19 protein-coding genes are annotated in these 24966 nt (G+C 61.8%); 11 read left to right on the top strand and 8 right to left on the bottom strand.

Going from position 1 to position 24966, the window contains the following annotated elements; all coding sequences use genetic code 11:
* Positions 1-390: 390 nt before the first annotated feature.
* From QFZ33_RS10600 to QFZ33_RS10610, 3 genes are read right to left on the bottom strand one after another with little or no spacing between them, the layout of a single operon-like run.
* Positions 391-753 carry a DUF202 domain-containing protein gene (locus tag QFZ33_RS10600; protein WP_307027230.1) on the bottom strand — a complete coding sequence of 121 codons (363 nt, stop codon included), beginning with the start codon at positions 751-753 and terminating at the stop codon, positions 391-393.
* On the bottom strand, positions 750-1121 hold the full coding sequence (locus QFZ33_RS10605) for a YidH family protein (protein ID WP_307027233.1): 372 nt from the start codon (positions 1119-1121) through the stop codon (positions 750-752). The genes QFZ33_RS10600 and QFZ33_RS10605 overlap by 4 nt, the downstream gene beginning before the upstream one ends.
* The gene (locus tag QFZ33_RS10610) at positions 1118-2152 is read right to left on the bottom strand and encodes a formylglycine-generating enzyme family protein (RefSeq protein ID WP_307027235.1); all 1035 of its coding nucleotides are present in this window, start codon (positions 2150-2152) and stop codon (positions 1118-1120) included. Before QFZ33_RS10610 ends, QFZ33_RS10605 begins: the two co-directional genes overlap by 4 nt.
* A gap of 153 nt (positions 2153-2305) precedes the next feature.
* Between QFZ33_RS10610 and QFZ33_RS10615 the strand changes: the two genes are divergently transcribed.
* From QFZ33_RS10615 to QFZ33_RS10635, 5 genes are all read left to right on the top strand, one after another.
* Positions 2306-2920, top strand: coding sequence for a PadR family transcriptional regulator (locus QFZ33_RS10615; RefSeq protein ID WP_307027237.1), 615 nt, complete (start codon positions 2306-2308; stop codon positions 2918-2920).
* 39 nt (positions 2921-2959) lie between these two features.
* Entirely contained in the window at positions 2960-4723 is a 1764-nt protein-coding gene (locus tag QFZ33_RS10620; protein WP_307027240.1) for a sulfatase, read from the top strand.
* A gap of 45 nt (positions 4724-4768) precedes the next feature.
* Positions 4769-6118, top strand: a complete 1350-nt coding sequence (locus tag QFZ33_RS10625) for an MFS transporter (protein WP_307027242.1) — start codon at positions 4769-4771, stop codon at positions 6116-6118.
* 126 nt (positions 6119-6244) lie between these two features.
* Complete coding sequence (locus QFZ33_RS10630; RefSeq protein WP_307027244.1) at positions 6245-8743, top strand: beta-glucosidase; 2499 nt, start codon at positions 6245-6247, stop codon at positions 8741-8743.
* Between the two features lie 220 nt (positions 8744-8963).
* Positions 8964-9245 carry a hypothetical protein gene (locus tag QFZ33_RS10635; protein ID WP_307027246.1) on the top strand — a complete coding sequence of 94 codons (282 nt, stop codon included), beginning with the start codon at positions 8964-8966 and terminating at the stop codon, positions 9243-9245.
* A 254-nt stretch (positions 9246-9499) separates the two neighbouring features.
* Here the strand turns inward: QFZ33_RS10635 and QFZ33_RS10640 are convergent, their stop codons facing one another.
* The 5 genes from QFZ33_RS10640 to QFZ33_RS10660 all read right to left on the bottom strand — a co-directional run bounded on the left by QFZ33_RS10640 (position 9500) and on the right by QFZ33_RS10660 (position 16966).
* Complete coding sequence (locus QFZ33_RS10640; RefSeq protein WP_307027248.1) at positions 9500-10771, bottom strand: M20 metallopeptidase family protein; 1272 nt, start codon at positions 10769-10771, stop codon at positions 9500-9502.
* A 154-nt stretch (positions 10772-10925) separates the two neighbouring features.
* Positions 10926-12422 (bottom strand): aldehyde dehydrogenase family protein, encoded by a 1497-nt coding sequence (locus tag QFZ33_RS10645; protein WP_307027250.1) that lies wholly within the window; start codon positions 12420-12422, stop codon positions 10926-10928.
* A gap of 207 nt (positions 12423-12629) precedes the next feature.
* Entirely contained in the window at positions 12630-13745 is a 1116-nt protein-coding gene (locus QFZ33_RS10650; RefSeq protein WP_307027251.1) for a Zn-dependent alcohol dehydrogenase, read from the bottom strand.
* Positions 13746-13901: 156 nt separating this feature from the next.
* Positions 13902-15266, bottom strand: a complete 1365-nt coding sequence (locus tag QFZ33_RS10655; protein ID WP_307027253.1) for an aminotransferase family protein — start codon at positions 15264-15266, stop codon at positions 13902-13904.
* Between the two features lie 203 nt (positions 15267-15469).
* Positions 15470-16966, bottom strand: a complete 1497-nt coding sequence (locus tag QFZ33_RS10660) for an APC family permease (protein ID WP_307027255.1) — start codon at positions 16964-16966, stop codon at positions 15470-15472.
* A gap of 184 nt (positions 16967-17150) precedes the next feature.
* Here QFZ33_RS10660 and QFZ33_RS10665 point away from each other — a divergent pair, with 184 nt between their 5' ends.
* The 6 genes from QFZ33_RS10665 (at position 17151) to QFZ33_RS10690 (ending at position 24872) form a co-directional block, all read left to right on the top strand.
* A complete protein-coding gene (locus QFZ33_RS10665) occupies positions 17151-18746 on the top strand; it encodes an aldehyde dehydrogenase family protein (RefSeq protein ID WP_307027257.1) in 1596 nt (531 codons plus the stop codon).
* Complete coding sequence (locus tag QFZ33_RS10670) at positions 18743-20449, top strand: diflavin oxidoreductase (RefSeq protein WP_307027259.1); 1707 nt, start codon at positions 18743-18745, stop codon at positions 20447-20449. Before QFZ33_RS10665 ends, QFZ33_RS10670 begins: the two co-directional genes overlap by 4 nt.
* A 213-nt stretch (positions 20450-20662) precedes the next feature.
* Positions 20663-22108, top strand: a complete 1446-nt coding sequence (locus tag QFZ33_RS10675; RefSeq protein ID WP_307027261.1) for a glutamine synthetase family protein — start codon at positions 20663-20665, stop codon at positions 22106-22108.
* Positions 22109-22166: 58 nt separating this feature from the next.
* Positions 22167-22940, top strand: a complete 774-nt coding sequence (locus QFZ33_RS10680; protein WP_159636066.1) for an SDR family NAD(P)-dependent oxidoreductase — start codon at positions 22167-22169, stop codon at positions 22938-22940.
* 1 nt (position 22941) lies between these two features.
* Positions 22942-23682 (top strand): gamma-glutamyl-gamma-aminobutyrate hydrolase family protein, encoded by a 741-nt coding sequence (locus QFZ33_RS10685; RefSeq protein ID WP_307027263.1) that lies wholly within the window; start codon positions 22942-22944, stop codon positions 23680-23682.
* Positions 23679-24872 (top strand): cytochrome P450, encoded by a 1194-nt coding sequence (locus QFZ33_RS10690; RefSeq protein WP_307027265.1) that lies wholly within the window; start codon positions 23679-23681, stop codon positions 24870-24872. Before QFZ33_RS10685 ends, QFZ33_RS10690 begins: the two co-directional genes overlap by 4 nt.
* The last annotated feature ends 94 nt before the right edge of the window (positions 24873-24966 follow it).

The following is a 24966-nucleotide window of genomic DNA, read 5'->3' on the forward strand; positions in this document are numbered from 1 at the left end:
TTCAGCCGTGGCCTGTCAGGAAAGGCCAATGGGCCCCTATCGTGACGTCCTCCGACTCTCGCCCTGACGTCAGGTTGAGGTGTAACCCTAAAGCCGAGGTCCTGGTCCGCCAGAGCGCTAGCACAATACGAATTGGTGGAATTCGGACATGCATGCTCTATAGCCGAATAGCCGAACAGCCGCACTTCCCGACGAGAGACACATTTGTTGCAGCGCTTATGGGCTGAATCAGCGCCAGTGGCGAAGTGTATTTAGAAGATGCCTAGCGCATATACGATTGCAGGCTGCGTTACCGGCGGTCCTCCCGCAAGAGGAACCGTCCTCGGGAGCTATGACAAGCGCGTAACCGCGACCCCGCCCCGAAGGCGGGCCGGTTGGACCTCAACGAGCTCAGGGTGGCGCGCCCAGGAAGACGGAGGCGGCTGTTGCGGCGGCCAGAACGATGACGGCTCCCGCTGCCATGCGCATGAGGAACGCCGTCGGTGCAGTGGGGGGGTGATGCAGTGTGCGGGATCGGAGGAGGAAGCAGGCGCCGAGGACGAGGCTGGCGAGTGCTGCGGCCGCGACGGTTAGTCCGAGTGCTGTGCTGGTGGATTCCCTGGCCTGCGAGAGGGACAGGATCCAGGAACGGAAGATAAAAATATCGGCCACAAACAAACTCAGAAGAGTTCTCCGCCAAGCAAGGAAGGTGCGCTCAGGCTGCAGGCCAGGGTCGCGTGAATCTGCGTTGACGCCTCGTGCTGGTGAACTCACGGCGCGAGGATGATCAGGACCCCGAAGGCCAGGGCAACGGCGGTAACAACGGCTGTCATGGCGATCAGAAGCCAGGCGTGGGGCAGTTCCCGTTTTGCCCGCATGGCTTGTTCCTGCATGGCCCATCTCCGGTATGCCTCCACGGCAAGCAGCGCTCCGACAACGGCCAGGAGCAGGCAAAGCGCGATGCGGACAGGGGGTGGTGCGATTTCAGGGGTGAGTTGGTCGACGGCGATTGTGCCGGCGATGATGGCAAGCGCGGTCCTGATCCAGGCAAGGAAGGTCCGCTCGTTTGCGAGCGAGAACCGGTAATCGGGCATCTCCCCCTCGCGCCGCCAGGAAGGCTCTTTGGTGAGCAGCTTCTTCATTGGGCTTGAGTCTCGTTCTCTGTGTACACGGCTACGGTTCTGAAGCCGCAGTTGCCGCTGGATGAATCAGGGGTGTTGGCGGTGCGGGCGGCCACCCGGTAGCGGTTGCAGTAGGAGTCATGGCAGAGGTAGGAGCCTCCCCGCATGACGCGTCCCGCGCCCTTAGCTGGACCTTGCGGGTTGTCCCTTGGGGAAGTGCGGTAGTAGTGAGGAAGGAACCAATCGCTGCACCATTCCCAGACGTTGCCAGCGACTTCGTAGAGTCCGTAGCCATTGGACGGGAAGCTTTTGACCGGTGCTGTGCCGAGGTAGCCGTCGTCGGCGGTATTCCTGGTGGGGAACGTTCCTTGCCATATGTTGGTGCGGAATTCGCCGTCGGGAGTGAGGTCATCGCCCCAGGCAAAGCGTTTCCCGGTGAGCCCGCCGCGGGCGGCGTATTCCCATTCGGCCTCGGTAGGTAAGCGCCTGCCCGCCCATTCGCAGTAATTGAGGGCATCGGTGTGGGATACGTGCACTACGGGGTGGTGGGGGACGTCAGCCCAATAGGAATCAGGTCCGCCGGGGTGGGCCCAGTCAGCGCCCCGCACGTTCAGCCACCAGGGCGCCCCCGATGCTGCACCGACAATGTCACTCCTAGGGGCTCGTACGAGCAGATGGAAAACCGCTGATGTACCGAATTGTTCGGCCTCCGTGCGGTAGCCCGTACTTTGAGTGAACCGGGCAAACATTTGGTTTGTTACGGCCGTCGCATCAATTCGGAACGCGTCTAGGTGGACATTGTGCACAGGTGATTCGCCGTCGGAGGGGTAGCCCTCGCCGAACGCGTCACCCATGGCAAACACTCCGCCGGAAATCAACACATCCTCATGCGGAGCCTGAAAGCTGCCACCCTCGCCGGACCGGACGCCGTCAAGCTGCAGCGGGCGGGCAACTGCTTGTGCCGCCGGTAGCTGTCCGCGGCTTTCCTCGTTGCGCGCGGGCGCACGGGAGGCGGAGCAACAGTGGGATGATGCCTGATTTTGTGGTGCCATGATGATTTCTCACTCAAGCGTCGGTGGTAGGCGTTGGAAAAATTGTAGCAATGCATTCCACTTGTGTCATTGACGAAGCATTCTACTTGTGTCATTGTTTTTTCTATCAGCCGTGACCTCAGTCACGGACACATGCCGCCAATGGAGTCAGACATGAAGCTTGAATACATCCTGCTGGGAGTCCTGCTGGAGCACCCGAGCACTGGCTACGAACTCAAGAAGTTCCTCGACACCCACGGCAGGTTCCTGCGCTCCAACACTCAGATGAGCCAGGTCTACCGCTCCCTCGGCTCCATGGAGAAGCAAGGCTGGGTCACTCACAGCGTGGACCCCCGCCCGGGTGCCCAGGACGCGAAAACCTACCGGGTCACTGACGAGGGAGCCACCGTGTTCCTGGACTGGCTCACCGGCCCATACCACCCGCCCACCCGGTTCCAGGACCCGGAGCTGACCGTCCGGCTCAGCTTTAGCGGCTTCATGAGCGCTGAGCAGCTGCTGCGGATCCTCGACGTTGAAATTGAGACACGCCAGGCTGAAATCGCCCGCTTCCGGAACCGGGACCGCCGCGAAGCGTGGGCGCCCACCATTGCCTTCGACACCGAGCTTGCCGAGGCAGTGGGGGATCGGCTGCACCTTATGGGAGCCAGCGCCGTCGACGCCCACGTTGCCGCCCTGACCGAACTGCGCAAGGACCTCCTGGACGGTCGCCTGTCCTCGCGCTCACTCACCTCACTGCCGGCGGAGCTGTCCACCAGCGATTCCCGTTGAAGCTGCCCTTCGGCCGAAAAACAACCTGAAAGGAACACGATGAGGGCCATCATCCTCATGTTCGACAGCCTGAACAGGCACATGCTCTCGCCCTACGCCGACACGATCGTGGACGCCCCCAACTTTGCCCGGCTCGCGGCCAAGTCTGTCACCTTCGAAAACTTCTACGCCGGCTCCATGCCGTGCATGCCCGCACGGCGGGAGATGCACACCGGCCGTTACAACTTCCTGCACCGCAGCTGGGGCCCGCTGGAACCGTTCGATGATTCCATGCCGCAGATGCTCGGCCAGGCCGGCGTCCACACTCACCTCGTGTCCGACCATCCGCACTACTGGGAGGACGGGGGAGCCACCTACCATCCCCGGTACACCACTTGGGAGTTCTTCCGCGGCCAGGAGGGCGACCCCTGGAAGGGCGTTGTGAACCCCGCCGGGGCCGGCCAGGACTGGCGGGCCGGAATGAAGCGTCAGGACCTGATCAACCGCAGCTACATGCCCACTGAGGCCGAGCATTCACAGACCCGCACCGTGGACGCGGGCATGCACTTCATCGACATCAATCACGCTGCGGACCGGTGGATGCTGCAGATCGAACTCTTCGACCCGCACGAGCCCTTCTTCACCCACGAAACCTACAAGGCCATGTACCCCCACAGCTATGACGGTCCCGAGTTCGACTGGCCCGGATATGAAAAAGTCACCGAACCCCAGGACCAGGTCGAGCACGCCCGTTACGAGTACGCCGCACTGGTCTCGATGTGCGATAAGTCGCTGGGCCGGGTCCTGGACGCCATGGACAAGTACGACATGTGGAAAGACACGCTGCTGCTGGTTAACACTGACCACGGCTTCCTGCTCGGCGAACATGGCTGGTGGGCCAAATCGGTCCAGCCCTGGTTCAACGAACTCGTACACCTGCCGATGTTCCTTTGGGATCCCCGCACCGGCGGCCAGGACGACCGCCGCGGCGCCTTGGCCCAGACCATTGACATCGCTCCAACTATGCTGCGGTACTTCGGCGTCGAACCGACACCGGATATGCAGGGCCAGGACCTCGCCGCCGTCCTGAAGGACGACTCCCAGGTGCGCGAAGCAGCACTGTTCGGGATCCACGGCGGCCACGTCAACGTCACTGACGGCCGCTACGTCTATATGCGCGCGGCCGCGGATCCTGCCAACGCACCGCTCGAGGACTACACCCTCATGCCAACCCATATGCGGTCAAGGTTCGGCGTCGCCGAACTCGAGCAGTGGGAACCAGCCCCACCGTTCCCGTTCACCAAGGGCCTGCGCACCATGAGGGTGGAGACGACATCCTTCATGAATCCCTGGGCCCACGGAACGCTCCTGTTCGACCTTGAAACCGACCCGGGACAGGAGCATCCAATCACGGATGATGAACTCGAGCTGCGCATGCTGCGCCTGCTCGCGGACCTGATGCACGCCAGTGATTCCCCCCGCAGCCAGTTCACCCGGCTCGGAATTCCTTTCGACAGCGCCCCCGGCCTGGAACATCTCCTGGTGCGCCGGCAGGCAGAGAGGGCAGCAGCAGCCCTTGAGCCGCTGCCGCCGCTCGAGGGTTTCCCTGCTAACGGGTCGGCCCTGAACAGCCCGATCCTGGAACTCCTGCAGGACCCGCAGTGCCGCGACACCCTCGGAAGTCACCTGCCGCATCTCGTCACCACCGAGCTGGTCAACATCCCCGCCCAGCTCAGCCTCTACCAGCTGGCGAAGGTCACTCCCATCCCGGTCGCCCTGCTGACACAACTGGCCGAAGAACTGGTCCCCGTTCCCACCGCCTAAGCTCTACCACTCACCCCACCCTGCCAACGTAGACAGGACATTCCCATGGCAACCCAAACCACCCCACCCAGCGACACCGTCGAAGGTGCCGTCAAGGCACACAAAGTTCCCCACCGCTGGAGCAACCTCGCCGTCCTCACCGGTGTCACCGTCGTCGACAACACCGAGGCAGGCCTCAGCGCCACGCTCTTCCCGACCATCGCCGCGGCCCTGAAACTGCAAAGCAGCCACCTTGGGCTCCTGGCCGCGCTCGGAAAGCTTGTAGCTGTCCCCGCCGGACCCGCATGGGCCTGGCTCGCCGGAAAAATCGGCCGGCGCAACGCTCTCATAGCCACCACCCTCACCGGCGGTGCCTTCGGGATCGCAGCCGGATTCTCACAGGACTTCGTCCAGCTGCTGATCTTCAACACCCTGATGTCCGCGGCCATCATCGGCGGCAGCCCCATCGCAAACGCCATCATCGCCGACTCCTTTGATGACAGCCTGCGCGGCAGGGCAGCCGGCTACTTCTACGGCTTCATGAGCCTCATCAGCTCCTTCATCGCCCCCCTCATCGCCCTGTTCACAGGCTTCACCGACGGCTGGCGGTACGGCATGTGGACCATCGGCGGTATCTGCATCCTGGCCGGGCTGCTCGTTGCCCTCCTGCTCAAGGACCCCGGCGTCGGCGCCTCTGAAAAGCAGCTGGCCGACCTCAAAGGCCGCGAGCAGCTCGCCCCGAAGGTCACCGCCCGCTCCGTCCTCTCACTCTTCCGCATCCCGAGCTTCTCCGTGATGATGCTCTCCCGACTGCTCTCCGGGCACCTGCTGATCACGATCTTCGGAATCCAGTTCCTCGTCGTCGAGCGGGGCTTCACTAACGCTGTCGCCGCCATCGTTCTCGTGCCCTTCGGCCTGGGCTACTTTGCGGGCACCGTCGGCGGAGGCTGGCTTGTCGCCGTCCTGGACCGCGTCCTGCCCGACCGCGGCCGCATCGCCTACCTCCAAGGCGCCCAGATCCTCTTCGCCGCAGTCGCGTTCTTCGCCACCCAATACGACTATGACAACATCGGCATCTACGGCGCCTTCTGGGCCCTCCTCGGCTTCGCCCAGGGCGCCAACCCGCCAGCGAACCGTCCCATCGTCGCCGGCGTCGTACTGCCCGAACTCCGTGGCCAGGCCTTCGCCATCTTCCTGACAGTGTTCGAGACCATTGGCTGGGCCGTATTCTCCCTCGGAGCTGGCGCACTTGCCTCAACGCTCGGCATCCAGACAGTCTTCCTCTGGACCCTTGTCATCCTCATGCTCGTCAATGCCGCCGTCCTCACCATCCTCTACTTCTGCTACCCCCGGGACGTCGCCCGGGTCAGCGCAACCTTGGAACAACGCCGCCAGGAAGCCCTGGATCAGGACTAACAACCGCCGTTGGGGAGGACATCGAACCTCCCCAACGGCGTTCCCCCAATAATCCAACAACATCCGGGGACCAAGCCGACCCGGACCACTGACGGCCACTTGACCAAGACGGAACAGAAAGCGACCATGGACACCTTCACAGCAGATCAGCTGTCCGCAGAAATAACCCACTCAGACTCAGCCGCTGACCAGCGCCTCAAAGCACTCCTTGCCAAGCTCACCCTCGAAGAGAAGGTCCAGCTCCTCACCGGCCGCGACTTCTGGACCACCTGGCCGATGGAGAAGATCGGGCTGCGCCGCATGCTGGTCTCCGACGGCCCCACCGGCGTCCGCGGCGAAGTCTGGGACGAACGCCAGCCGTCCATGAACTTCCCGTCCGCAACGGCCATCAGCTCAACCTGGGACCCGGCGATGGCCGACCGGCTCGGCGCGGCCTCGGCAGTCGAAGCCCGCCGCAAAGGCGTAGACGTCGTCCTCGGTCCCACCATCAACCTGCACCGCTCACCGCTCGGAGGCCGCCACTTCGAAGCCTTCAGCGAAGATCCCGTCCTCACCGCCGAACTCGCAGCCGCCTACGTGTCAGGCGTGCAGCGCAATGGCGTGGGCGCCACCCCAAAGCACTACGTGGCCAACGACTCCGAAACAGACCGCTTCACCGTGGACGTGAAAGTGGGGGACCGGCCACTCCGCGAGCTGTACCTGCTGGCCTTCGAGAAGGCCATCGTTGAATCCCGCGCCTGGCTGGTGATGAGCGCCTACAACTCGATCAACGGCGCCACTGCCACAGAAAATGAGCTGCTCGAAACGCCGCTGAACAGCGAATGGGGTTTCGACGGCGTCGTCATCAGCGACTGGACGGCCGTGCGCAGCATCAACAGCGCCAGGCATTCGCAGGACCTGGTCATGCCCGGGCCTGATGGGCCGTGGGGCGAAGCCTTGGTGGCCGCCGTCAAGGCTGGCGACGTGGAGGAAGCTGCCATCGACCGCAAGGTCCTGCGCATCCTGCAACTGGCTGCCCGCGTCGGTGCCCTTGAAGGTTTCGATCCCGTACAGGCCGAGCCGGCCGGCTTGGAGGATCCGATCGCCTTCGCGCGGGAGGCATCCGCCGCCGGGACCGTGATGGTAAAGAACGACGGAGTGCTGCCGCTGGATCCGACATCCGTGGGCAGCATCGCCGTGATCGGCCACAACGCCCGGTACGCCCGCACCCAGGGCGGCGGCTCCGCCACAGTGGTTCCCGAAAAGATCGTCACCCCGCTCGAGGGCATCCGAAACGCCTTCGGTGCCGGCAACGTGAGCTACAGCGTCGGAGCGGTGGTGCAGGAAGGCATCGCCGAGCTGCCGCTGCAACAGCTGACGAACCCGGTCACAGGGGCTCCCGGGCTGCGCGTACGATTCCTAGATGCTGACGGCGGGGAGCTGTTCGCCGAGGACCGCCGCGCCACTGCCTTGGTCTGGTTCGGCGGCGACGCCCCAATCCTGGCATCGTCGCTGGTTGAGTTCTCGACGGTCTACACACCCGAGGAAAACGGAACCATCCGCCTGGGCTTCTCCACCGTCGGGCAGGGCCGGATCTTCGTGGATGGGGAACTGCTGCGCGAAGCCACATTGGAAGCCATCGGAACGGACCTGGGAGCGGCCTTCCTGGCCCCGCCCTCCGCATCCGTGGAAGTAGAGGCCACAGCCGGGGTTCCGCTGGACGTCCGGGTTGAACTCAACACCGCAGACCGCACCGGGGCCCTCGCCAACGCCCTGAGCATCACCATCGGCGTCGAAGCTGACGATTCAGACCCGGATGCGCTGATCGCTGCGGCCGTCGAAGCAGCCAAGGCAGCAGACGCCGCCGTAGTCGTCGTCGGCACCAACTCCCGGGTGGAGTCCGAAGGCTACGACCGTACCTCTCTGGAACTGCCCGGCCTGCAGGACCGCCTGGTGCAGGCCATCGCCGCCGCCAACCCGCGCACCATCGTCGTCGTGAACTCCGGCGCACCGGTCCTGCTGCCGTGGCGCAACGACGTTGCCGCCACCCTTCTTGGCTACTTCGGCGGACAGGAATTCGGCAACGCCCTCGCGGACATCCTCACCGGACAAAACGAACCCGGCGGCCGGCTGCCCACCACATGGCCTGCCGCCCAGGAGGACGTTCCCGTTCTGAACGTCACCCCGGCCGCCAACGGGACACTGGTCTACGAGGAGGGGATCCACATCGGCTACCGGGCCTGGCTCAAGGCCCATGTCCAGCCAGCGTACGAGTTCGGCTTCGGACTGGGCTACACCGACTGGACCACCGAGTCCATGAATGCACCCAGCACCGCTGAACCCGGCGCCGTCGTTCCCGTCACCGTCACTCTGAGCAACACCGGCCCCCGGGCAGGGAAACAGGTGGTCCAGGTCTACGCGGAACGTACGGACTCTGCCGTGGACCGACCCGTCCGATGGCTCGTGGCCTCCGCCCCTGTCCGGGCAGAAGCCGGCAAAAGGGCCACTGCAGTCTTGACGCTCCCCACACGGCTGCTGGCGTACTGGGACAACGGCTGGCAATACGAACCCGGCGAGTTCCGGCTGAAAGCCGGCTTCTCGGTCACGGACCTTCCACTAGAAGCCACCATCTCTCTCATCCCCTGACCCACTCGGCCGTACCAGGCCCCGCCGACCTGCGAAAGCGGGGGCCTGGTGCGCCAGGAAGGCAGCTGCCGAACGCTGGCTCCCTTAGCACAGGCCCTGATGTCCGTTGGAACAGAGAAACAAGGACCCACCGAGAGCACCCGGAGCCATCACTGGTGGCATCGCGGGGGCAGCCCACCGGAATCTCACGTAGTAGATGAAAATGAAACGAGCGTCTCTCATGAATCCAGCCATGCGGAGGGAACGAACTGCGCTGCCCTTCGAACAAGGAGAGAGCATTCAGGCCCTGAATGAGGATCGGCCCCTATCAGGCATGCTGGAAGTCAATGTGAAAACCGCTGCCGATGTAGACCAGGACCTTGAGGACGCAATTGCTCGCATCACCGAAGCCGCCAAGCGCCATGAAACAGGAGTCATGGTGACGCGGATCGGCCCAGGGAGCTACATAGTTCGAGCACACCCTGCTGTTCCCTACGGACTTATCCGCCAGCAGCACGAATGAGTTCCGCTGCATTTATCCAGATCCGCTGTCCAGCTACCGCATCAGCCTCCAACCCATGAACATGTCAGATTGAGTTCAATGACCTCTATTCGACAGGCCAGGGCACTTGGACCGACGGATGTCAGAGTGGGGTGTACGGCAACCTGATAGTGGTTGAAGTGCCATCTATTCGGGGCTTCGAGACCGGTACTGCTAGGTCCACTGCTTCAGTGAGGCGTGGGCCGCTCCGGAAGCCCTCCGAACTGCGCCCGTAGCTATTCCAGGACCTCCAACCCCTGGAGCTTTCCAAGCGCCAAGCCCGCCATAAATTGTGCCTGATCGACGAGGATACTGTCGTCAAACACTGCCCTGGGCGAGTGCATGGGAGCCCACTCCATGGGGTCGATATCTGGAGACCCAGCTCCGAGGTGCCCGTACGCTCCGGGGACCTCCACGAGGACACGGGAGAAATCGTCAGAGCCGGTCCGGGGGGACGGGCTGGGCACAAACCGGTGCTCTCCGAAGAACGTCCGTGCGGTCCTGCCCCAGAGTTCGGCGTCACTGTCGTGATTGACGGTGGCCGGCATAACCGGAGTGAACGTTGCCTCGGCTGTCAGTTGGTGAGCGGTCGCCAGTTGCCGGATAAGATCCGGCAACTCCCGTGCGAGCCGTGCTTCGACATCGGGGCTGAAAGACCTGACGCTGGCCCTGAATTCCGCCGAATCAGGTATGACATTAGAGGCAGAACCGCCATGGAATTGGCCCACGGACAGAACCACGGGATCAAAAACGTTGAATCGCCGGGTGATGTACGTCTGTAGCGCGCCAAGCATTTCAGCAGCTACCTGTATGGGATCCAGAGCCTGGAATGGGCGCGAACCGTGCCCACCACGCCCGATAACCTTGACGGACAGATCTCCGAAGGCTGCCATGTAGGAGCCGGCCCGGGTCGTGAACACGCCAGACGGGATGTCCGAAACGACATGCAGGGCGTAGGCAGCATCCGGTCGCCTGCCAGCTGCGTTAAGAACGCCTTCCTCCAGCATGATGCGGGCGCCGTCATGTCCTTCCTCCCCCGGTTGGAACATGAAGATGACGTCGCCGGTCAGGCTGTCACGTACGGACGAGAGCAACCGGGCGGCACCAATCAGGCCCGCTGTATGCAGGTCATGGCCACAGGCATGCATCGCTCCATTGGTCGACGCAAAGGGTATTCCCGTCTTTTCTGCCACAGGAAGGGCGTCCATGTCACCTCTGAGCAGTACAGTGGGACGGCTCGCGACGGGGGCCTGGGTGGCCCCGCCGTGTAGTACCGCAACCACGGACGAGGCTGCTTTTCCCAGGCTTATTTCGAGGTCGAGTCCCTTGAGTGCCTCAAGGACCCGGGCCTGGGTGCGGGGCAGATACAGACCGACTTCAGGATCGGCGTGCATCTCCCTACGGAAATCGACCAAGTCGCTTCCAAAGGCCGGGATCGCCGCTGTGGCACCCTCAAGGAAACTCAGCGGTGAAAACCGCACCGTATCTGTCGTTGAAGTATCGGTCATTGAAGGACTTTCTCGTCTCATGTTGCCAGGTCCTGGCCTGCTGCTTTCCCGAGAGGACGCGGAGCACTCGTCTTTGCCACGCGTCACGTTCCCGGACTGTTTGTCGCAGGCTCCGCAGGGCCTGGCCTACGCTTGTTGGGGTTGCATATGGCGCCTAGAGCGGGAAATCCGTCCTGTCCACGCCAACCACGCGGTCGCCGGTGAAGAAGCGTACGCCGTACTGGGGACCGTGGCCTCCAATACCGCTGGTACCCCAGAAACTCTGGCGCGAATTGCCGGCCAGGTCGCTCATGAACGTGCCGTTGATGCGGACCTCACCGGCACGAATACGGGATGCCACGTCGATGGCCCGTGTTTCGTCACCACCGAATACGTAGGCATCAAGACCGGTTGCCGGTCCGTTTGCCTGGCTAAGCGCCTCTTCAACGGAATGCACGGGATGCACCGTGACCAGTGGCCCGAAGAGTTCTTCCGTGGCGGCTCCGGCGGGACATCCGACGATCATCCCCGGTGCCAGGAACCAGCCGTCAAGATCCGGTAGGTCGCCGCCAGTGACCAGCGTTCCCCCCAGTTCGAGGAGTCGATTCACTGCGGCTTTCAAGCCATCACGCTGCCGCTCAAAGGCCAGGGGACCCAATTCCGTTGTCTCATCCAAGGCATTTCCGACCCGGAGCTTACTGAGTTCGGACTTCATAGCTTCAACGAATCGGTCGTGAATCGACTGGTCAATCAGTACCTTGCCGGGCGCCTCACACCACTGGCCGTTGAGGCGGGTCATGCCCTGCACAATGGACTGTGCCGCCGAGCTGACATCGGCATCATCCAGAACGATCACGGGATTGTTGGATCCGAGCTCCATCTGCATGACAGCCAGATTGGACGCCGCAGCCTGCGCGACCGTACGGCCTGCCGAATCGCCCCCGGTAAACGAAAGAGCCTCGATCCGGGGGTCCGAAGTCAGCAGTGATCCTGTCTCCGAATTCCCATGAACCAGCTGAAACGCGGCGCTCGGGTAATCGAGTTCGGTCATGGCAGCGACGATCGCCTCGGCGAAGAGTTGGCAACCTCCGGGGGCGTTCTCGGAGGGTTTGAGGATGACCGGGCAACCGGCCGCCATTGCTGCCGCGACCTTGCCGACCACGGTGAAGGTTGGAGCATTCCAGGGGCCAACGATGAGGGCCGGGCCGAGGGGCTTGCGCAGGATGACCACAGACCGGTCACCGCCGTCGAGGGTCTCCGACTCGCCAAGCTGCTCCGCTTCAGCGATGGTCCCCCGGACTCTGTCACCGAGCGCACCGGCAATCAGGCGGGTGGTCCGGATCGGGACTCCGGTGTTGATGCTGTCCTGCAGCGCGATTTCTTCGCTCTGAGCATCGAGAGATGCGGCCACCTTCGCCAGGAGCTCAAGACGGTCCCGGAGGTTGATGTCTTCAAGTTTTCCGGACCCGTGCAGTGTCGCCGCTGCGGCGAGTGCGCGCTCGACATCAGCCTTTCCGGTCTTCCGCATCGGCTGCCGGGGTTCGCCCGTATTTGGGTTGGTAAGGTAGCGGCCGCTTTCGTCGAGCTGCAGCCAGGTGCCATCGACAAAGGAGCGTTGCTCGACAAGGTCGGGGGCAATATCGGTCAGTTGTGCTAGTCCTTCAGCAGTCATTTAAGGTGGCTCCTCTGGTTTCGTTTGTTGTCTTTGTCGTACATGAGCGGCTACGGCAGGGGCTGAGCCCTGACGTTTGACCGTTCATGTCCGGGAGGATTTGCAGCGTCACATCGCGCAGCTTTCGTTCCGGCCCTGGCTGTGACGCAAAATCAGATCAGGTCGCCGTAACAGGCCGGGGCCGAACGGTCTGGAAAGTTGTCCGGATCACGATTGTCTGTCGGTCATGTTCAGCACAACGCGGATCGTCGTCGCTTCCGCCATCGCTTCGAATCCCTCGTTGATACGTTCGAAGGGCAGTTCCTTGGTGACCATTGCATCGAGATCCAGTCGGTTGTTTAGGTAGTGGTCCGTGAACATGTCGACGTCGCTGAGGAACCTGTTCGCGCCCATGTAGGCGCCTTGCAGGTGGCGGTCGCCGTACACGAGTGCATCTGCGGGGATACGCAGCTCGGACCCTGTGGGCATGAGACCGAGGATGGTGGCGGTTCCGTTCGGGCTCAGGAGCGAAAAGGCGAGTTCCGCTGTCTGGCTGCGGCCCACCGCCTCGATTGCATGGCTGACACCCTGGGGAAGAAGTGATCGGACCTGGATGAGTGTTTCTGTCGGGTCGGGTGATGAGACAACAGTGTCCGTGGCGCCGAAGTTGCGGGCGAGCTCCAGCTTCGCTGGTACGGCGTCGATGGCGATGATTCGTCGTGCGCCTGCCAATCTGGCACCTTGAATGGCCGCTATTCCGACACCACCGCAACCGATTACGGCGACAGTATCCTCTGGCCCTACCTTTGCGCCGTGAATAACCGCGCCGACTCCTGTGCTGATGCAGCAACCAAGAAGACACGCCACCTGGGGAGGCAGATCCGAGCCGACCACTGCAACGGATGCCTCTTTCACCAGGAAGGCCTCTGCAAATGCGCCGATACCGCCGAGCGACTCAACGCTTGATCCATCAGGTGAGAGCAGCCTGGGCCGATGCCGCTCACGCATCGAGTCGACCCGTTCGCACTGGGTCGGGCGCCCGCTTATGCAGTTGCGGCATGCCCCACAGGAGGGGGTGACCGTTGCCACGACCCGGTCACCAGTCTTAATTCTTGTGACCGCAGAACCGACTCGCTCGACAATGCCTGCGACTTCATGCCCGAGGACAGCCGGCAGGGAGATATCCAGCGACCCCTTCAGATAGTGCAGATCGCTATGGCAAAGGCCCACTCGCTCAGTCCGGATGAGAACCTCATTGTCCTCCGGATCATCAAGCAGCAGTTCGCGGATCTGAAGAGGGGCTCCGGGCTTTTCCAGCACGGCGGCAAGAATCGGTGTAGTCACTTGGCTTCCTTGATGGTTGAGGTGCTGGCAGATAGGTCGCTTCGACCATCTTCAGCCCTGGTCGAGTTTCAAAAGTGTGTGGAGGGAACAGCCTTTAGGACCACTATGTGCAACCTGACCAGCTCCGGCTCCACTGTGGAACGGCCGGGATGAGAGTCAGCTTCCGGTTCCAACTCGGGAACCATGCCGGTCGCCACCCACGGCTGCCCAACGCTTAACGTGGCGTTCCATGGTGCGGAGGGCTTTCTCCAGCTTCGCCAGCAGTACCCGTGTCTCCTCTTCGGTGATCACCAAGGGCGGGGACAGGATCACGGCGTTGTTCAGCGGGGCGATACCGGCCGGGTAGACAATGAGCCCTTGGGCCAGGCATTCCTGCACGAATGCGTTGGCCGCTCCCAGCGCAGAATCGGGTGCCTGCTTGCTTTCCTGGTCCATAACGAATTCGAAGCCCCAGAGCAGGCCCCGCCCACGGACATCGGCCATGCAGCGGTACCTCGTTGCCAGGGAGAGCAGACCCTCTTCGAGCTGCTTCCCCCGTTGCCGGACGTTCGCGAGGATATCCTCGCGTTCCATAAAGTCCAGGACCGCCAGGCAGGTTGCTGCCCCCAGGGGGTTCCCCGAGAAGGTGTGGCCGAACGGCGCGACGCCGCTGCCCTCTCTGAGCGCCTCAACGATGTGGCTCCGCAGCAAGATGGCAGCAACAGGGGAGTAACCGGCACTCATTCCTTTGCCGATAAGAAGGAGGTCCGGCACGACGTCCTCGTAGGAACTCGCGAACCAGTCGCCCGTGCGCCCCATTCCAGTAATGACCTCATCGATGATCATCAGCACGTCCAGCCGATCACAGATTTCCCGAAGCCTGCCTAAGTAGCCCGCTGGAGGTGTGAGGACTCCGCCGGCGGCTCCTACGATTGGTTCGACGATGACTGCCGCGACTGTGCCAGGGTCCTCGTTCTGAATGGCATCTTCGAAGGCCTTCGCAGCCCGCCCAGCGTACGCTTCCTCGCTCTCGCCTGGCAGGGCGAAGCGGTAGGCGTAGGCCGGCGGGGCGAAGGAGAACGCATGGAGCAAGGATCCGTAGTCGGGGCGGCGTGCTGCATGCCCGGACATCGACAGGGCCCCCATTGTCATGCCGTGATAGCTGATGCTCCTGCCAAGGATTTTGACTTTGCCTGGGAGCCCTCTTTCCCGCCAGTAGCTCACTGCCGTGCGGATGGCGTATTCGGATGCTTCGGACCCGCTATTGACGAAAAACGCCATATCGAGGTCCCCGGGAGCAATGTTGGTGAGCCGGCGGGCAAGTTCTTCAGCGGGCAGGTTGGTGAACTGGGTTCTATACGTAAAAGCCACGCGGCGGCACTGTTCTTTCACCGCCTCAGCAATCTCCTCCACGCCGTGGCCAATGCTGGCGGTCATGGCGCCGCTTGAACCATCCAGGTACTGGCGCCCTTCCGTGTCATACAGGAAGACGCCTTCGCCGTAGGCAACTGTCGGGTAATTCTTGTCGATGATTTGCTTCAACAATGCGCTGTCGGAAATGGGAAGCTCCTAAATATCGGCAGCTGCTCTCGCAGCTCACTAACTGCAGTGACGGGTGGGGAAATCTCTCAAAGATCCTTTTGTCCATGGGCGCGAGTGGCCGGCCGCGCTTTTGCGCGACCGGACACCGTTACCGTCGCCTCCACGAGGGCTTGCGCGAGGGCAGCTATATAGACAGATTTTTCTTAGCTCGCTGCAGATCTTTCCTCGCTGCTGGAACCTGCCGGGATCAGTGCGGCATACGTCGCCGGCCGCTTGGATCGCATAACCAGCGCGGTAGTCACGCCTCCCAGGAAGAGTGCAGCCATGAGCGCCAACAGTATTCCCGCCGCCAAGTCGCCGCCGACGAGAAGCCCGAAGTTCTGTAGGACCAGAAAGACAATCCCCCCGAGTCCGAGAAGGGCAAGCGCGGGGGCCAGCAACGTTCCCCAGACCTTCTTGTTGTGTGCATTCCTCCGGAAGAACACGATCACCGCGAGTGACGTGAGAGCCATCAGAACAACGATTCCCAATGTGGCCGAGCCTGAGAACCAGGTGTAGGCCTGCGTTACCGGGTCGAGCCCAATGATCGCCTCGACACCAAGCAGTGCTATCGCAACTACGGAGACGATCAAGGCCGCCCTGGACGGAGCGTGGTGACGTGGGTGGATTGCACCAAGTCCAGACGGAAGAACACCTTGCGTACCAAGGGTAAAGAGGTACCGGGTCAGTACGTTCTGGAAGGTGAGGATACAGGCGAAAAGGCTGGTGATGAGGAAAACCTGGAGCAGGGTGGCAAGGAGCGGGGACACGTACTGTCCAGCGAGCCCTACCACAATGCTGGTGGGATCATTCGTTGCGATTTCGACGATCTGGCTGCTTCCGACTCCCGCCTGCAGTGCCCAGGCAGTGAAAGTGTAGAAGATGCCTACGCCGATAACGGCGATATAGGTTGCCCGGGGGATAGTGCGGTCGGGGTCGCGTGCTTCGTTCCGGAAGACGGCGGTGGCCTCAAAGCCGATGAATGAGAAGAAGGCAAACATGACGCCCAGAGGCGGGACACCTTCACCCAAACGCGCGGGGGACAGCGAGTCACCACTCAAACCTTCCGCGCCGCCGTGGACAACCACCCCGATGTTTACTGCCAGCAGAACGACTGTTTCGATGACCAGGACCACGCCCAGCACCTTGGCGGAGAGCTCGACGTCCCGGTATGCAAGAGCACCGCAGGTTGCCATCAGCACCAGACTGCACAGCCACCAGGGAAGATCCGGACCGCCCAGATCGTGAATCGTGGTCTGGGCCGCTGATCCCAGGTATGAACACAACGCAAGAAACAGCAGCAAGTATGTTCCGAGCGCAAAAGTGGCAGCCCCCATGCCAACACCCCGGCCCAGCCCCGTTTGGATGTAGGAATAGAACGCTCCAGCATTCTTTACAAAGGGCGTCATCCTCGTAAAGCCCACGGCAAACAGAAACAGAATAGCGGTCGCGATAAGGAAGAACAGCGGACCGCCCGTACTTCCCGATGCAGAAACGACAACAGGCCAACCAGCCACGACAGCTGTCATGGGCGCAGCTCCCGCCACGACCATGAACACGATCGACCGGACTCCCAAGCCCCTGCTGAGCAAGCGGTCCGGGCTCAAGATTCCGTTGGGTCCCGCATCCACCGGCTCAAATTTAACATCTTTAGTTGCCATTCGTCCCTCCTGGACGTAGAAGCTGAGTGTCATCGCGATGCCTTCGACAAGGCGGAATTGAGCGGCATCGCGGAACCCACAATCGGGCCGGCCCCCTTGCCGAACGTCACTGTGAGTTGGATTACAGCGTAGGAGTTGCCCCAGGGTTTGCGGTGTTGAGCCTGCACATACATCCGTCCTGCGCATGGTCTTGATGCACAGCTATCAGCTGGCAAAAGAATGGACGCGGTCCTATGAAACGAGGAGTTTCTGGAATGTGCACCGCGCACATACAGCTAGTTATCGTGGTGCTCCCAGCACTCGCTGGCCGCAGTTTCCTCAGGCATTGTCGGAACTAACGGAGCTTCCCAGACTCCATACGGGACTAGGAAATTTTCGACAAACCCCACTTCTCCTGAAGGAGCACCCGATTATGAGCAGTGTTATTTCGGTCTACAACCCCGCTACAGAAGAACAGATAGGCGAGGTGCCCGCCTACGACCTGCCGGACGTGAATGCAGCGGTCGAACGCGCAGGGGCCGCCCAGCGCGCCTGGGTCCGCAAGCCACTGGCTGAACGCCGTGATGCCCTCTGGGCTATTGCCGATGCTGTCATCGCTCACAGCGACGAACTGGCCTTGCTCGAATCCACCGACGTTGGTAAGCCATTGGCGGCGGCCCGACAGGAAGTTCTTGGTGTCGCCGAGTGCTTCAAGTACTACGCCGGAACGGTGGACAAGATCCTCGGAGACACCATTCCGGTCGACGGCGGCGTCAGCATGACTTTCCGGGAGCCGCTGGGTGTTGTGGCCGTAATTGCCCCGTGGAACTTCCCTCTGCCTATCGCATCCTGGAGTATCGCGCCGGCTCTGGCCAGCGGTAATTCGGTGATTGTGAAACCGGCAGCCCTTACCCCCCTGTCAACTGTTCGATTTGGTGAAATCGTGAAGGAACTGGGCGTCGTCGGAGACGCGCTTCAGGTTCTCACTGGTTCGGGCGCCCGGATCGGCAATGCCCTCGCTGAACACCCGGATGTTAACAAGGTAAGTTTTACCGGTTCCACCGAGGTCGGCCGGTCCATCGTCCAGACGGCTTCAACAACGATGAAAAGAGTCTCTCTTGAGCTCGGCGGGAAGTCCGCCAGTATCGTCTACAACGACGTTGACCTCGCCAAGTGTCTGCAGGCAGCCCCGATGTCGGTCTTCGACAACACAGGCCAGGACTGCTGTGCACGCAGCCGCTTTCTCGTGCAGCGGGGAATCTTCGACGAGTTCGTTGAGGGATTCATCGAGACTACGCGTGCACTGAAAATCGGTAACCCGCTGGACGACAAGACCAACCTGGGCCCTCTGGTATCGGCAGCCCACCGCGACACCGTTTCCAGCTTCCTCGAAAACGGTCTCAACGTCGTCACCGCCGGTGAAGTACCGGATGGCCCCGGCTTCTGGATGGCACCCAGAATCGTCATCGCCCCGGACCCCAAGAGCCGGGTGGCAACCGATGAAATTTTCGGCCCCATCGCCTCGGTTATTCCCTTCGACACGGAAGAGGAAGCCATCGCGCTGGCCAACAGCTCCATCTACGGCCTGAGCGGCTCCATCTGGACCAACGACGTCGGCCAGGCCCTGCGGACGGCGCGGGCACTTGAGTCCGGGACTCTCTCGGTCAACTCAAACTCATCCATTCGAATCCAGACACCTTATGGCGGCTTCAAACAATCAGGCATCGGCCGCGGCCTAGGCCAAGCTGCCATCGAGGCATACACCGAACTCAAGACCGTTTTTGTGAGGACAGAACCGTGACAACTGACACAGGGGAGCTGGTTCGGACCAACCAAGGCACCTCATCCGAAGTATCCAGTGAGACAGACACCGCCGTGCAGACCCTCAGCGTCCTCTACGGCAGCCAGACCGGGAACGCTGAGTTCCTTGCGTCCAAAATCGCGGACAAGGCAAACGGCCAGGGTTACTCAGCCGAGCTTATGAGCCTGGACATGCTGACCCCGCAAGATGCGGCACGCAAGGACCGCCTGTTGATCGTTACCGCCACACACGACAACGGCCACATGCCCGACAACGCGCAACCGTTTTGGGACCAGCTTCAAAGCGCCGGCGCAGACCTCTTCAAGGACGTTCCCTTCGCAGTCCTTGCCATTGGCGACTCCATGTACGAAGACTTCTGCAAAGCCGGCAGCGACCTTGACGAGCGCCTTGGGGAACTCGGCGGCAAGCGAATCCTCGACCGCCTCGACTGCGATGTCGACTATGACCTGACGTCAGGTAAGTGGATCAAGGGCATGCTCGAGACCTTCAAGACAGTTGTTCCCAAAAAGCGGGACAACAACCCTGAAGACGCCACTGTTCCAGGAGCAAACCCCGCAGAGCAGCCCAAAAGCACCCGCCGGGAACCTGACACTGCCACCGTCGTCGAGGCCCGCCTCCTAAGCGCTCCAGAGTCCGAAAAAGAGGTCTGGCACTATGAGCTTGAGGTCAGCGGCGACAGCCGCAACTACCGGCCAGGTGACTCACTTGCCGTAATCCCCACCAACTCCATCGAACTCGTGGAAGACCTCCTCGGATTCCTTGGCCTCGCGGGCAGCGAGGTGTTCGGTGAGGACGGCAAGACTGCACGCGAGACGCTTCAAGACGACTATGAGCTTCGGCTGCCCCACCTGGGCATCGTGGCCTGGCTCGTCGAAGATCTCGCACCGGATCATCCCGTGCGGAACCTGGTCGAGTCCGGTGACCGGAACGCGCTGGAGAACTGGCTGTGGGGACGGGACATGCTGGACGTGCTGCAGGAAACCCGGATAACAGGTGTCGACCCCGGCGAGTTCCTCTCAATGCTGAGGCCTCTGCAGCACCGGTCGTACTCCATCGCCTCCAGTCCCCTCGCTGACGGGGACCGCGTCCACTTGACGGTCTCCACTGTGCAATACGAGACCGCCGGCCGCCGGCACTCGGGTGCATGCAGCGGATTCCTCCAGTCCGCCGCGCGCAGCAAAAAAGCTATGAAAGTGTTCCCGCTGCCGGCGCACGAGTTCCACCTACCCAAGGACAGCTCAGCTGATGTGATCATGATCGGTCCAGGGGTCGGAGTTGCCCCGTTCCGTGGCTTCCTCCGCGACCGTGAAGTCTCACAAGCCCGGGGACGAAACTGGCTGTTCTTCGGGGACCGCCATGAAAACCCTTCCTGGCTCTATCAGGAGGAAATGGAAGAACTGCAAAGCAACGGCGTGCTGAACCGCCTCAGCCTGGCTTTCTCCCGGGATCAACAGGGCAAGGTCTACGTCCAGGACCGGATCCGCGAAGAAGGAGAAGACATCTTTGCCTGGCTATCGGATGGAGCTTCCGTCTATGTGTGCGGCGGCAAACAGATAGCACCTGACATCGACGAAGCTCTGTTAGCGGTGCTCAGCAGCCACGGCGCAATGACCCCCGAAAAGGCGCACGACTACCTGCAGTCCCTGAAGAGCGAGGGCCGTTACGTCAAGGACGTCTACTAGGCCCCGTCTGACCTGCGCACTACCAAGGGCTTTCGTGTTCTGGATACTCGGCAGGACTCGAAAAAAGTCTTGGCCTGCGTACGGCTCTGGATGTGACCTGACTTACCGCATGCATGTAGCCGGCAATCATGATGTGCACCTTGCACATACGCCAATAGGAACCCGCTCTTAGTGTTTTTAGTAACCAATATCAATGAGGATAAGAGGTACACAGTGAATCCCATCACACAGGTCCCGGAGGACCTCCACGAACTCGAGGCAATCGACATGCAGGATCAATCCTCAACCGAGTCAGGGCACGACGAACTGCAAAAGTTCGTCTCCGACAACGACATCAAAACGTTCAAAGTGGGCGTGGTGGACCTGGACGGCGTTTGGCGCGGCAAGCGCATCCCCGCCCGGTACTTCCTGGAAAGCGTCGCTGAGCGCGGAACGAATATCTGCAACATCATCTTCGGCTGGGACATTCAGGACGAAATCATTTCTGATCTCAGCTACACGGGGTGGGACACGGGTTACCCTGACGTGACGCTCCTCCCCGATCTCAGTACCCTGAAGGTCGTTCCCGGGGAACCCGGCGTGGCTTCCGTCATCTGCGACGCCTACGAGATGTCGGGCGAGCCTGCGGCAATCTGTCCCCGGAGCATTCTCAAGCGGGTCGTGCAGAAAGCCGAAGACCTTGGATACTCGCCAGTCTGCGCCTACGAGTTCGAGTTCTACCTGCTCAAAGGCACCCCGACGGACCTTGCCGCCAAGGACTGGCGCGACCTTACCCCCATCACGGCGGGCAGTCACACCTACAGCCTCGTCAGGGACACAGGCACCGAGTTCCTCATCGGTGAGATCCGACGCCGCCTGTCTGAGCAGGGCATTTTCATCGAGGCCAGCAACAGTGAAAACGGTCCAGGCCAGTTCGAGATGAACATCCACTATTCGGATGCTCTCGCAGCCGCGGACAACGCCCTCCGGCTAAAAGCCACCGTCAAGGAGGTTGCAGCTGAGGCCGGCTACACGGCGTCATTCATGGCCAAGATCAACCCGGAGTGGGCCGGCTCCTCCGGGCACATGCACCAGAGCCTTTGGGATCCGGAATCCGGCAAGTCCGCCTTCGCCAATGCCGAGGAGCCCGGCGAGCTGAGCGCCATCGGGTACAACTACCTGGCGGGCGTCGTCGAGACGGCACCGGAGCTCACGGCCCTCTACCTGCCCACCATCAACTCTTACAAGCGGACCGAAGGCGGGCAGTGGGCCGGATCCAGCGCCACCTGGGGCCTGGACAACCGCACGGTCGCCATCAGGTCCATCCCGTCAAAGAGCAGCGCCGCACGCATCGAAAACCGGGTACCGGGCGCTGACGCCAATCCCTACCTGGTCATCGCCGCTAACATCGCTGCCGGCCTTCATGGCGTGGAGCAGGAACTGACCGCCCCGAAGCGGGTGGTAGGCAACGCTTACGCCCTGGAGGAAGGACACCAGGTAAAGCAGCTGCCCGGAACACTCGACCAGGCAATCGAACAGTTCGAGAAAAGCGAGGTCGCCAAGGCGTACTTCGGCGAAACGTTCGTGACCCACTACGTCCAGACGAGGCGCTGGGAGCTCCGCAAGCTTCAGACCAGTGTCACCGACTTCGAGATCGCACGGTACCTGGAACGCATCTAGTGCTAGTGCAGCGCTAAGAGCTCCATTTCCATTTTTCATACTCAGAAAGAAGCACCCTATGACTACTCACCCTGGAAAGATCGCTGCAGTCACCGGAGCCGCGTCCGGAAACGGCCTTGCCATCGCAGAAAAGCTGCTCAAGGAGGGCGCCACCGTCGTAGCCCTCGACCGTGACGAGGCCGCGCTCGAGCGTCTGATCGGCCAGCACCCGGAAATGGTGCCTGTTGTTATGGACGTCGCCGACGAAGCCTCGGTCCGCAGCGGCATGGCCGAGATCGACGCAAAATTCGGCCGGCTCGACACCCTCGTCAACAACGCAGGCATCGTCAAGGGCAGCAACTTCGACGACGTGAGCGTAGCGGAATGGGACCAGGTGTTCGCCGTGAACTCCACCGGACCGTTCCTGGTCAGCCAGGCCGCACGGCCGTTGCTGGAGAAGGGCGCCGCGGCCCGGGGCGACGATTCAACCAGCGCCATCGTCAACATCACCTCTGTCGAGGCCCACATCGTCATCGCCAGCAGCGGACACCCCCAGGTCCATTACAACGCTTCCAAGGGTGCTCTCCTTATGTTCACGAAGGCTTTGGCCATCGAAACCGCAGCTTCCAAGATCCGCGTCAACGCTGTCGCCCCCGGCTTCATCGAGACCCCGTTCACCAAGTCCGTGCTGGAAAACCAGGAGGCCGTGAAGTTCCTCCTCGACCGCACGCCGCTCGGACGAATCGGACGGCCCTCCGACGTTGCCAATGCAGTCGCGTTCCTGGCCAGCGACGAGGCCAGCTGGGTGACCGGTACCACCATCCACGTCGACGGCGGTTGGCTGGTTTACTGACATGCGGTTGCCCCTTATTGCCATCTCCGCTGCCCGGCAGACCGTCGATACCGCCTTTGGCCCGATGCCTTCAACGGTCCAGAACATGGCCTACGCCAACGGCGTGCTTGCCGCAGGCGGCCGTCCCGCCATTCTTCCGTCCACGGCAACGATCCCGGATGCGGCGCTTGAAGGATTTGACGGGCTGATCCTCACCGGCGGCGGTGACATCAGCCCCCGGCTGTACGGCGAGGACCCGGTCGACACGGTCTATGACGTGTGCGACATCAGGGACGACTTCGAAATCGAGCTTTACAACGAGGCCATGCTCCGCGGCCTGCCCATCCTGGCCACTTGCCGGGGGATGCAGCTTGTCAACGTCATCCGCGGCGGAAACCTCGTCCAGGAAGTGAGCCCGGACAGGGGGCACTGGCAGGACCATCCCTCTCATGAACCATGGCACAAGGTACAGCTGGAGCCCGGTTCCGAACTTGCCCGGATCGCCAAAGACCTGACCATTCCCGTGAACAGCTACCACCACCAGGGTCTGGGAAAGCTCGGAACAGGCCTTCGTGTCGTGGGACGGGAAGGCGACGTTATCGAAGCAATTGAAGCCGACGATGCCAGCCTCATCGGAGTCCAATGGCATCCCGAGCACATGGTCGACTATCACGAAGCCCAGAAGGCCCTCTTCGTTGATCTCGTGGACAAGGCCGCAGCGTACGCACAGTCACAGAAACCACTTCAGGAGCAATTCTCATGAGCACAGAAACTGAGCGGGGACTCAGCCACAACAAGTCAGACTTTGACTTCCACGGACGGTCGCTCGACAACATTTTCGACGAATACCAGGACATACTGGCCAACGGCCCTGTTGGGCACAGCAACAAGTATGGAGGCTTTTGGTACATCACCAAGAGCGAGGATATCTTCAACGCCGAGCAGGACCCCGACACGTTCGCTGTCGGACCCTCAATGCTCCTCCCGGCGTTCGGCACTGACGTCCCCCTCATTCCCATCGACATCGATCCCCCGACCCACGCTGACTTCCGCAAAATTCTGCTGCCGATGTTCACACCCATGAACATCTCAAAGCTGACACCCGGAATGCGTGAGACCGCTAAGCAGCTGTGCCAGGAAGTCCTCACAGCCGGCGACGTCGTTGATGTCTCGGCAAAGCTTGCCCGCCCGATGCCGACGATTATCTTCAGCGGCCTGGCCGGATATCCGGAACAGGACTGGCCAATCTTCGACCGGTGGATCGACGAAATCATCTATGAGCGGACCGCGCATCCGGAAACCGCATACGCGGCCGGACGCGAACTCAACGACTACTTCGACCGCCTTCTCGACGAACGGGAAAAGGCCGGACCGGAAGCAGACGCCAACAATGACCTGATCACCCAGCTCCTGAAAGCGGAAGTGAAAGGCCGGAAGCTCACGCGTGAAGAGCTGCTGTCGTACTGCTACCTGCTCTTCCTGGCCGGGCTGGATACGACCGCCTGGGCGATCCGTTCCGCCCTTTGGTACCTGGCCGGCAACCCCCAGGCCCAGCAGCAGTTGCGTGAAGACCCGGACCTGATCCCCACCGCTGCAGAAGAATTCCTGCGTACGCTTTCCCCGGTCCAGGCCATGGCCCGCACCGCGAAGAAGGACACAGTTGTCCGGGGCCAGGAGATCAAGGCCGGTGAACGCGTCGTGCTCGTCTTCGGAGCGGGCAATCGTGACCCGGAGGTCTACGAAGAACCCAATGAAATCAAGATTGACCGTGAAGACAACCGCCACCTGGCTTTTGGCGGAGGGATCCACCGGTGCCTTGGTTCGAACCTTGGCCGCGCCGAAATGGTTATCGCCATGGAGGAATTCCTGAACGCTGTCCCTCACTTCGAACGGGCGAATGATGACGAACCGTGGCACGGCGTCGGCCCGCTTACCCTCAAGATTGGAGCTTGATCACCATGGGAGAACTTTGGGTCGACGGAGGGCGTTGCCAAGGCCACGCCCGGTGCTGGGCGCTGGCACCCCGAAACCTTTGAGATCGACGAGG

The sequence above is a fragment of the Arthrobacter globiformis genome, assembly GCF_030815865.1.
Lineage (GTDB): Bacteria > Actinomycetota > Actinomycetes > Actinomycetales > Micrococcaceae > Arthrobacter > Arthrobacter globiformis_B.

What these genes read in the sequence shown, in the direction of transcription:
- QFZ33_RS10615 (WP_307027237.1), top strand. Translation starts at nt 2,306, where the DNA reads ATGAAGCTTGAATACATCCTGCTGGGAGTCCTGCTGGAGCACCCGAGC.
- QFZ33_RS10610 (WP_307027235.1), bottom strand. Translation starts at nt 2,152, where the DNA reads ATGGCACCACAAAATCAGGCATCATCCCACTGTTGCTCCGCCTCCCGT.
- QFZ33_RS10625 (WP_307027242.1), top strand. Translation starts at nt 4,769, where the DNA reads ATGGCAACCCAAACCACCCCACCCAGCGACACCGTCGAAGGTGCCGTC.
- QFZ33_RS10680 (WP_159636066.1), top strand. Translation starts at nt 22,167, where the DNA reads ATGACTACTCACCCTGGAAAGATCGCTGCAGTCACCGGAGCCGCGTCC.
- QFZ33_RS10685 (WP_307027263.1), top strand. Translation starts at nt 22,942, where the DNA reads ATGCGGTTGCCCCTTATTGCCATCTCCGCTGCCCGGCAGACCGTCGAT.
- QFZ33_RS10640 (WP_307027248.1), bottom strand. Translation starts at nt 10,771, where the DNA reads ATGACCGATACTTCAACGACAGATACGGTGCGGTTTTCACCGCTGAGT.
- QFZ33_RS10690 (WP_307027265.1), top strand. Translation starts at nt 23,679, where the DNA reads ATGAGCACAGAAACTGAGCGGGGACTCAGCCACAACAAGTCAGACTTT.
- QFZ33_RS10665 (WP_307027257.1), top strand. Translation starts at nt 17,151, where the DNA reads ATGGTCTTGATGCACAGCTATCAGCTGGCAAAAGAATGGACGCGGTCC.
- QFZ33_RS10635 (WP_307027246.1), top strand. Translation starts at nt 8,964, where the DNA reads ATGAATCCAGCCATGCGGAGGGAACGAACTGCGCTGCCCTTCGAACAA.
- QFZ33_RS10660 (WP_307027255.1), bottom strand. Translation starts at nt 16,966, where the DNA reads ATGGCAACTAAAGATGTTAAATTTGAGCCGGTGGATGCGGGACCCAAC.
- QFZ33_RS10645 (WP_307027250.1), bottom strand. Translation starts at nt 12,422, where the DNA reads ATGACTGCTGAAGGACTAGCACAACTGACCGATATTGCCCCCGACCTT.
- QFZ33_RS10620 (WP_307027240.1), top strand. Translation starts at nt 2,960, where the DNA reads ATGAGGGCCATCATCCTCATGTTCGACAGCCTGAACAGGCACATGCTC.
- QFZ33_RS10630 (WP_307027244.1), top strand. Translation starts at nt 6,245, where the DNA reads ATGGACACCTTCACAGCAGATCAGCTGTCCGCAGAAATAACCCACTCA.
- QFZ33_RS10605 (WP_307027233.1), bottom strand. Translation starts at nt 1,121, where the DNA reads ATGAAGAAGCTGCTCACCAAAGAGCCTTCCTGGCGGCGCGAGGGGGAG.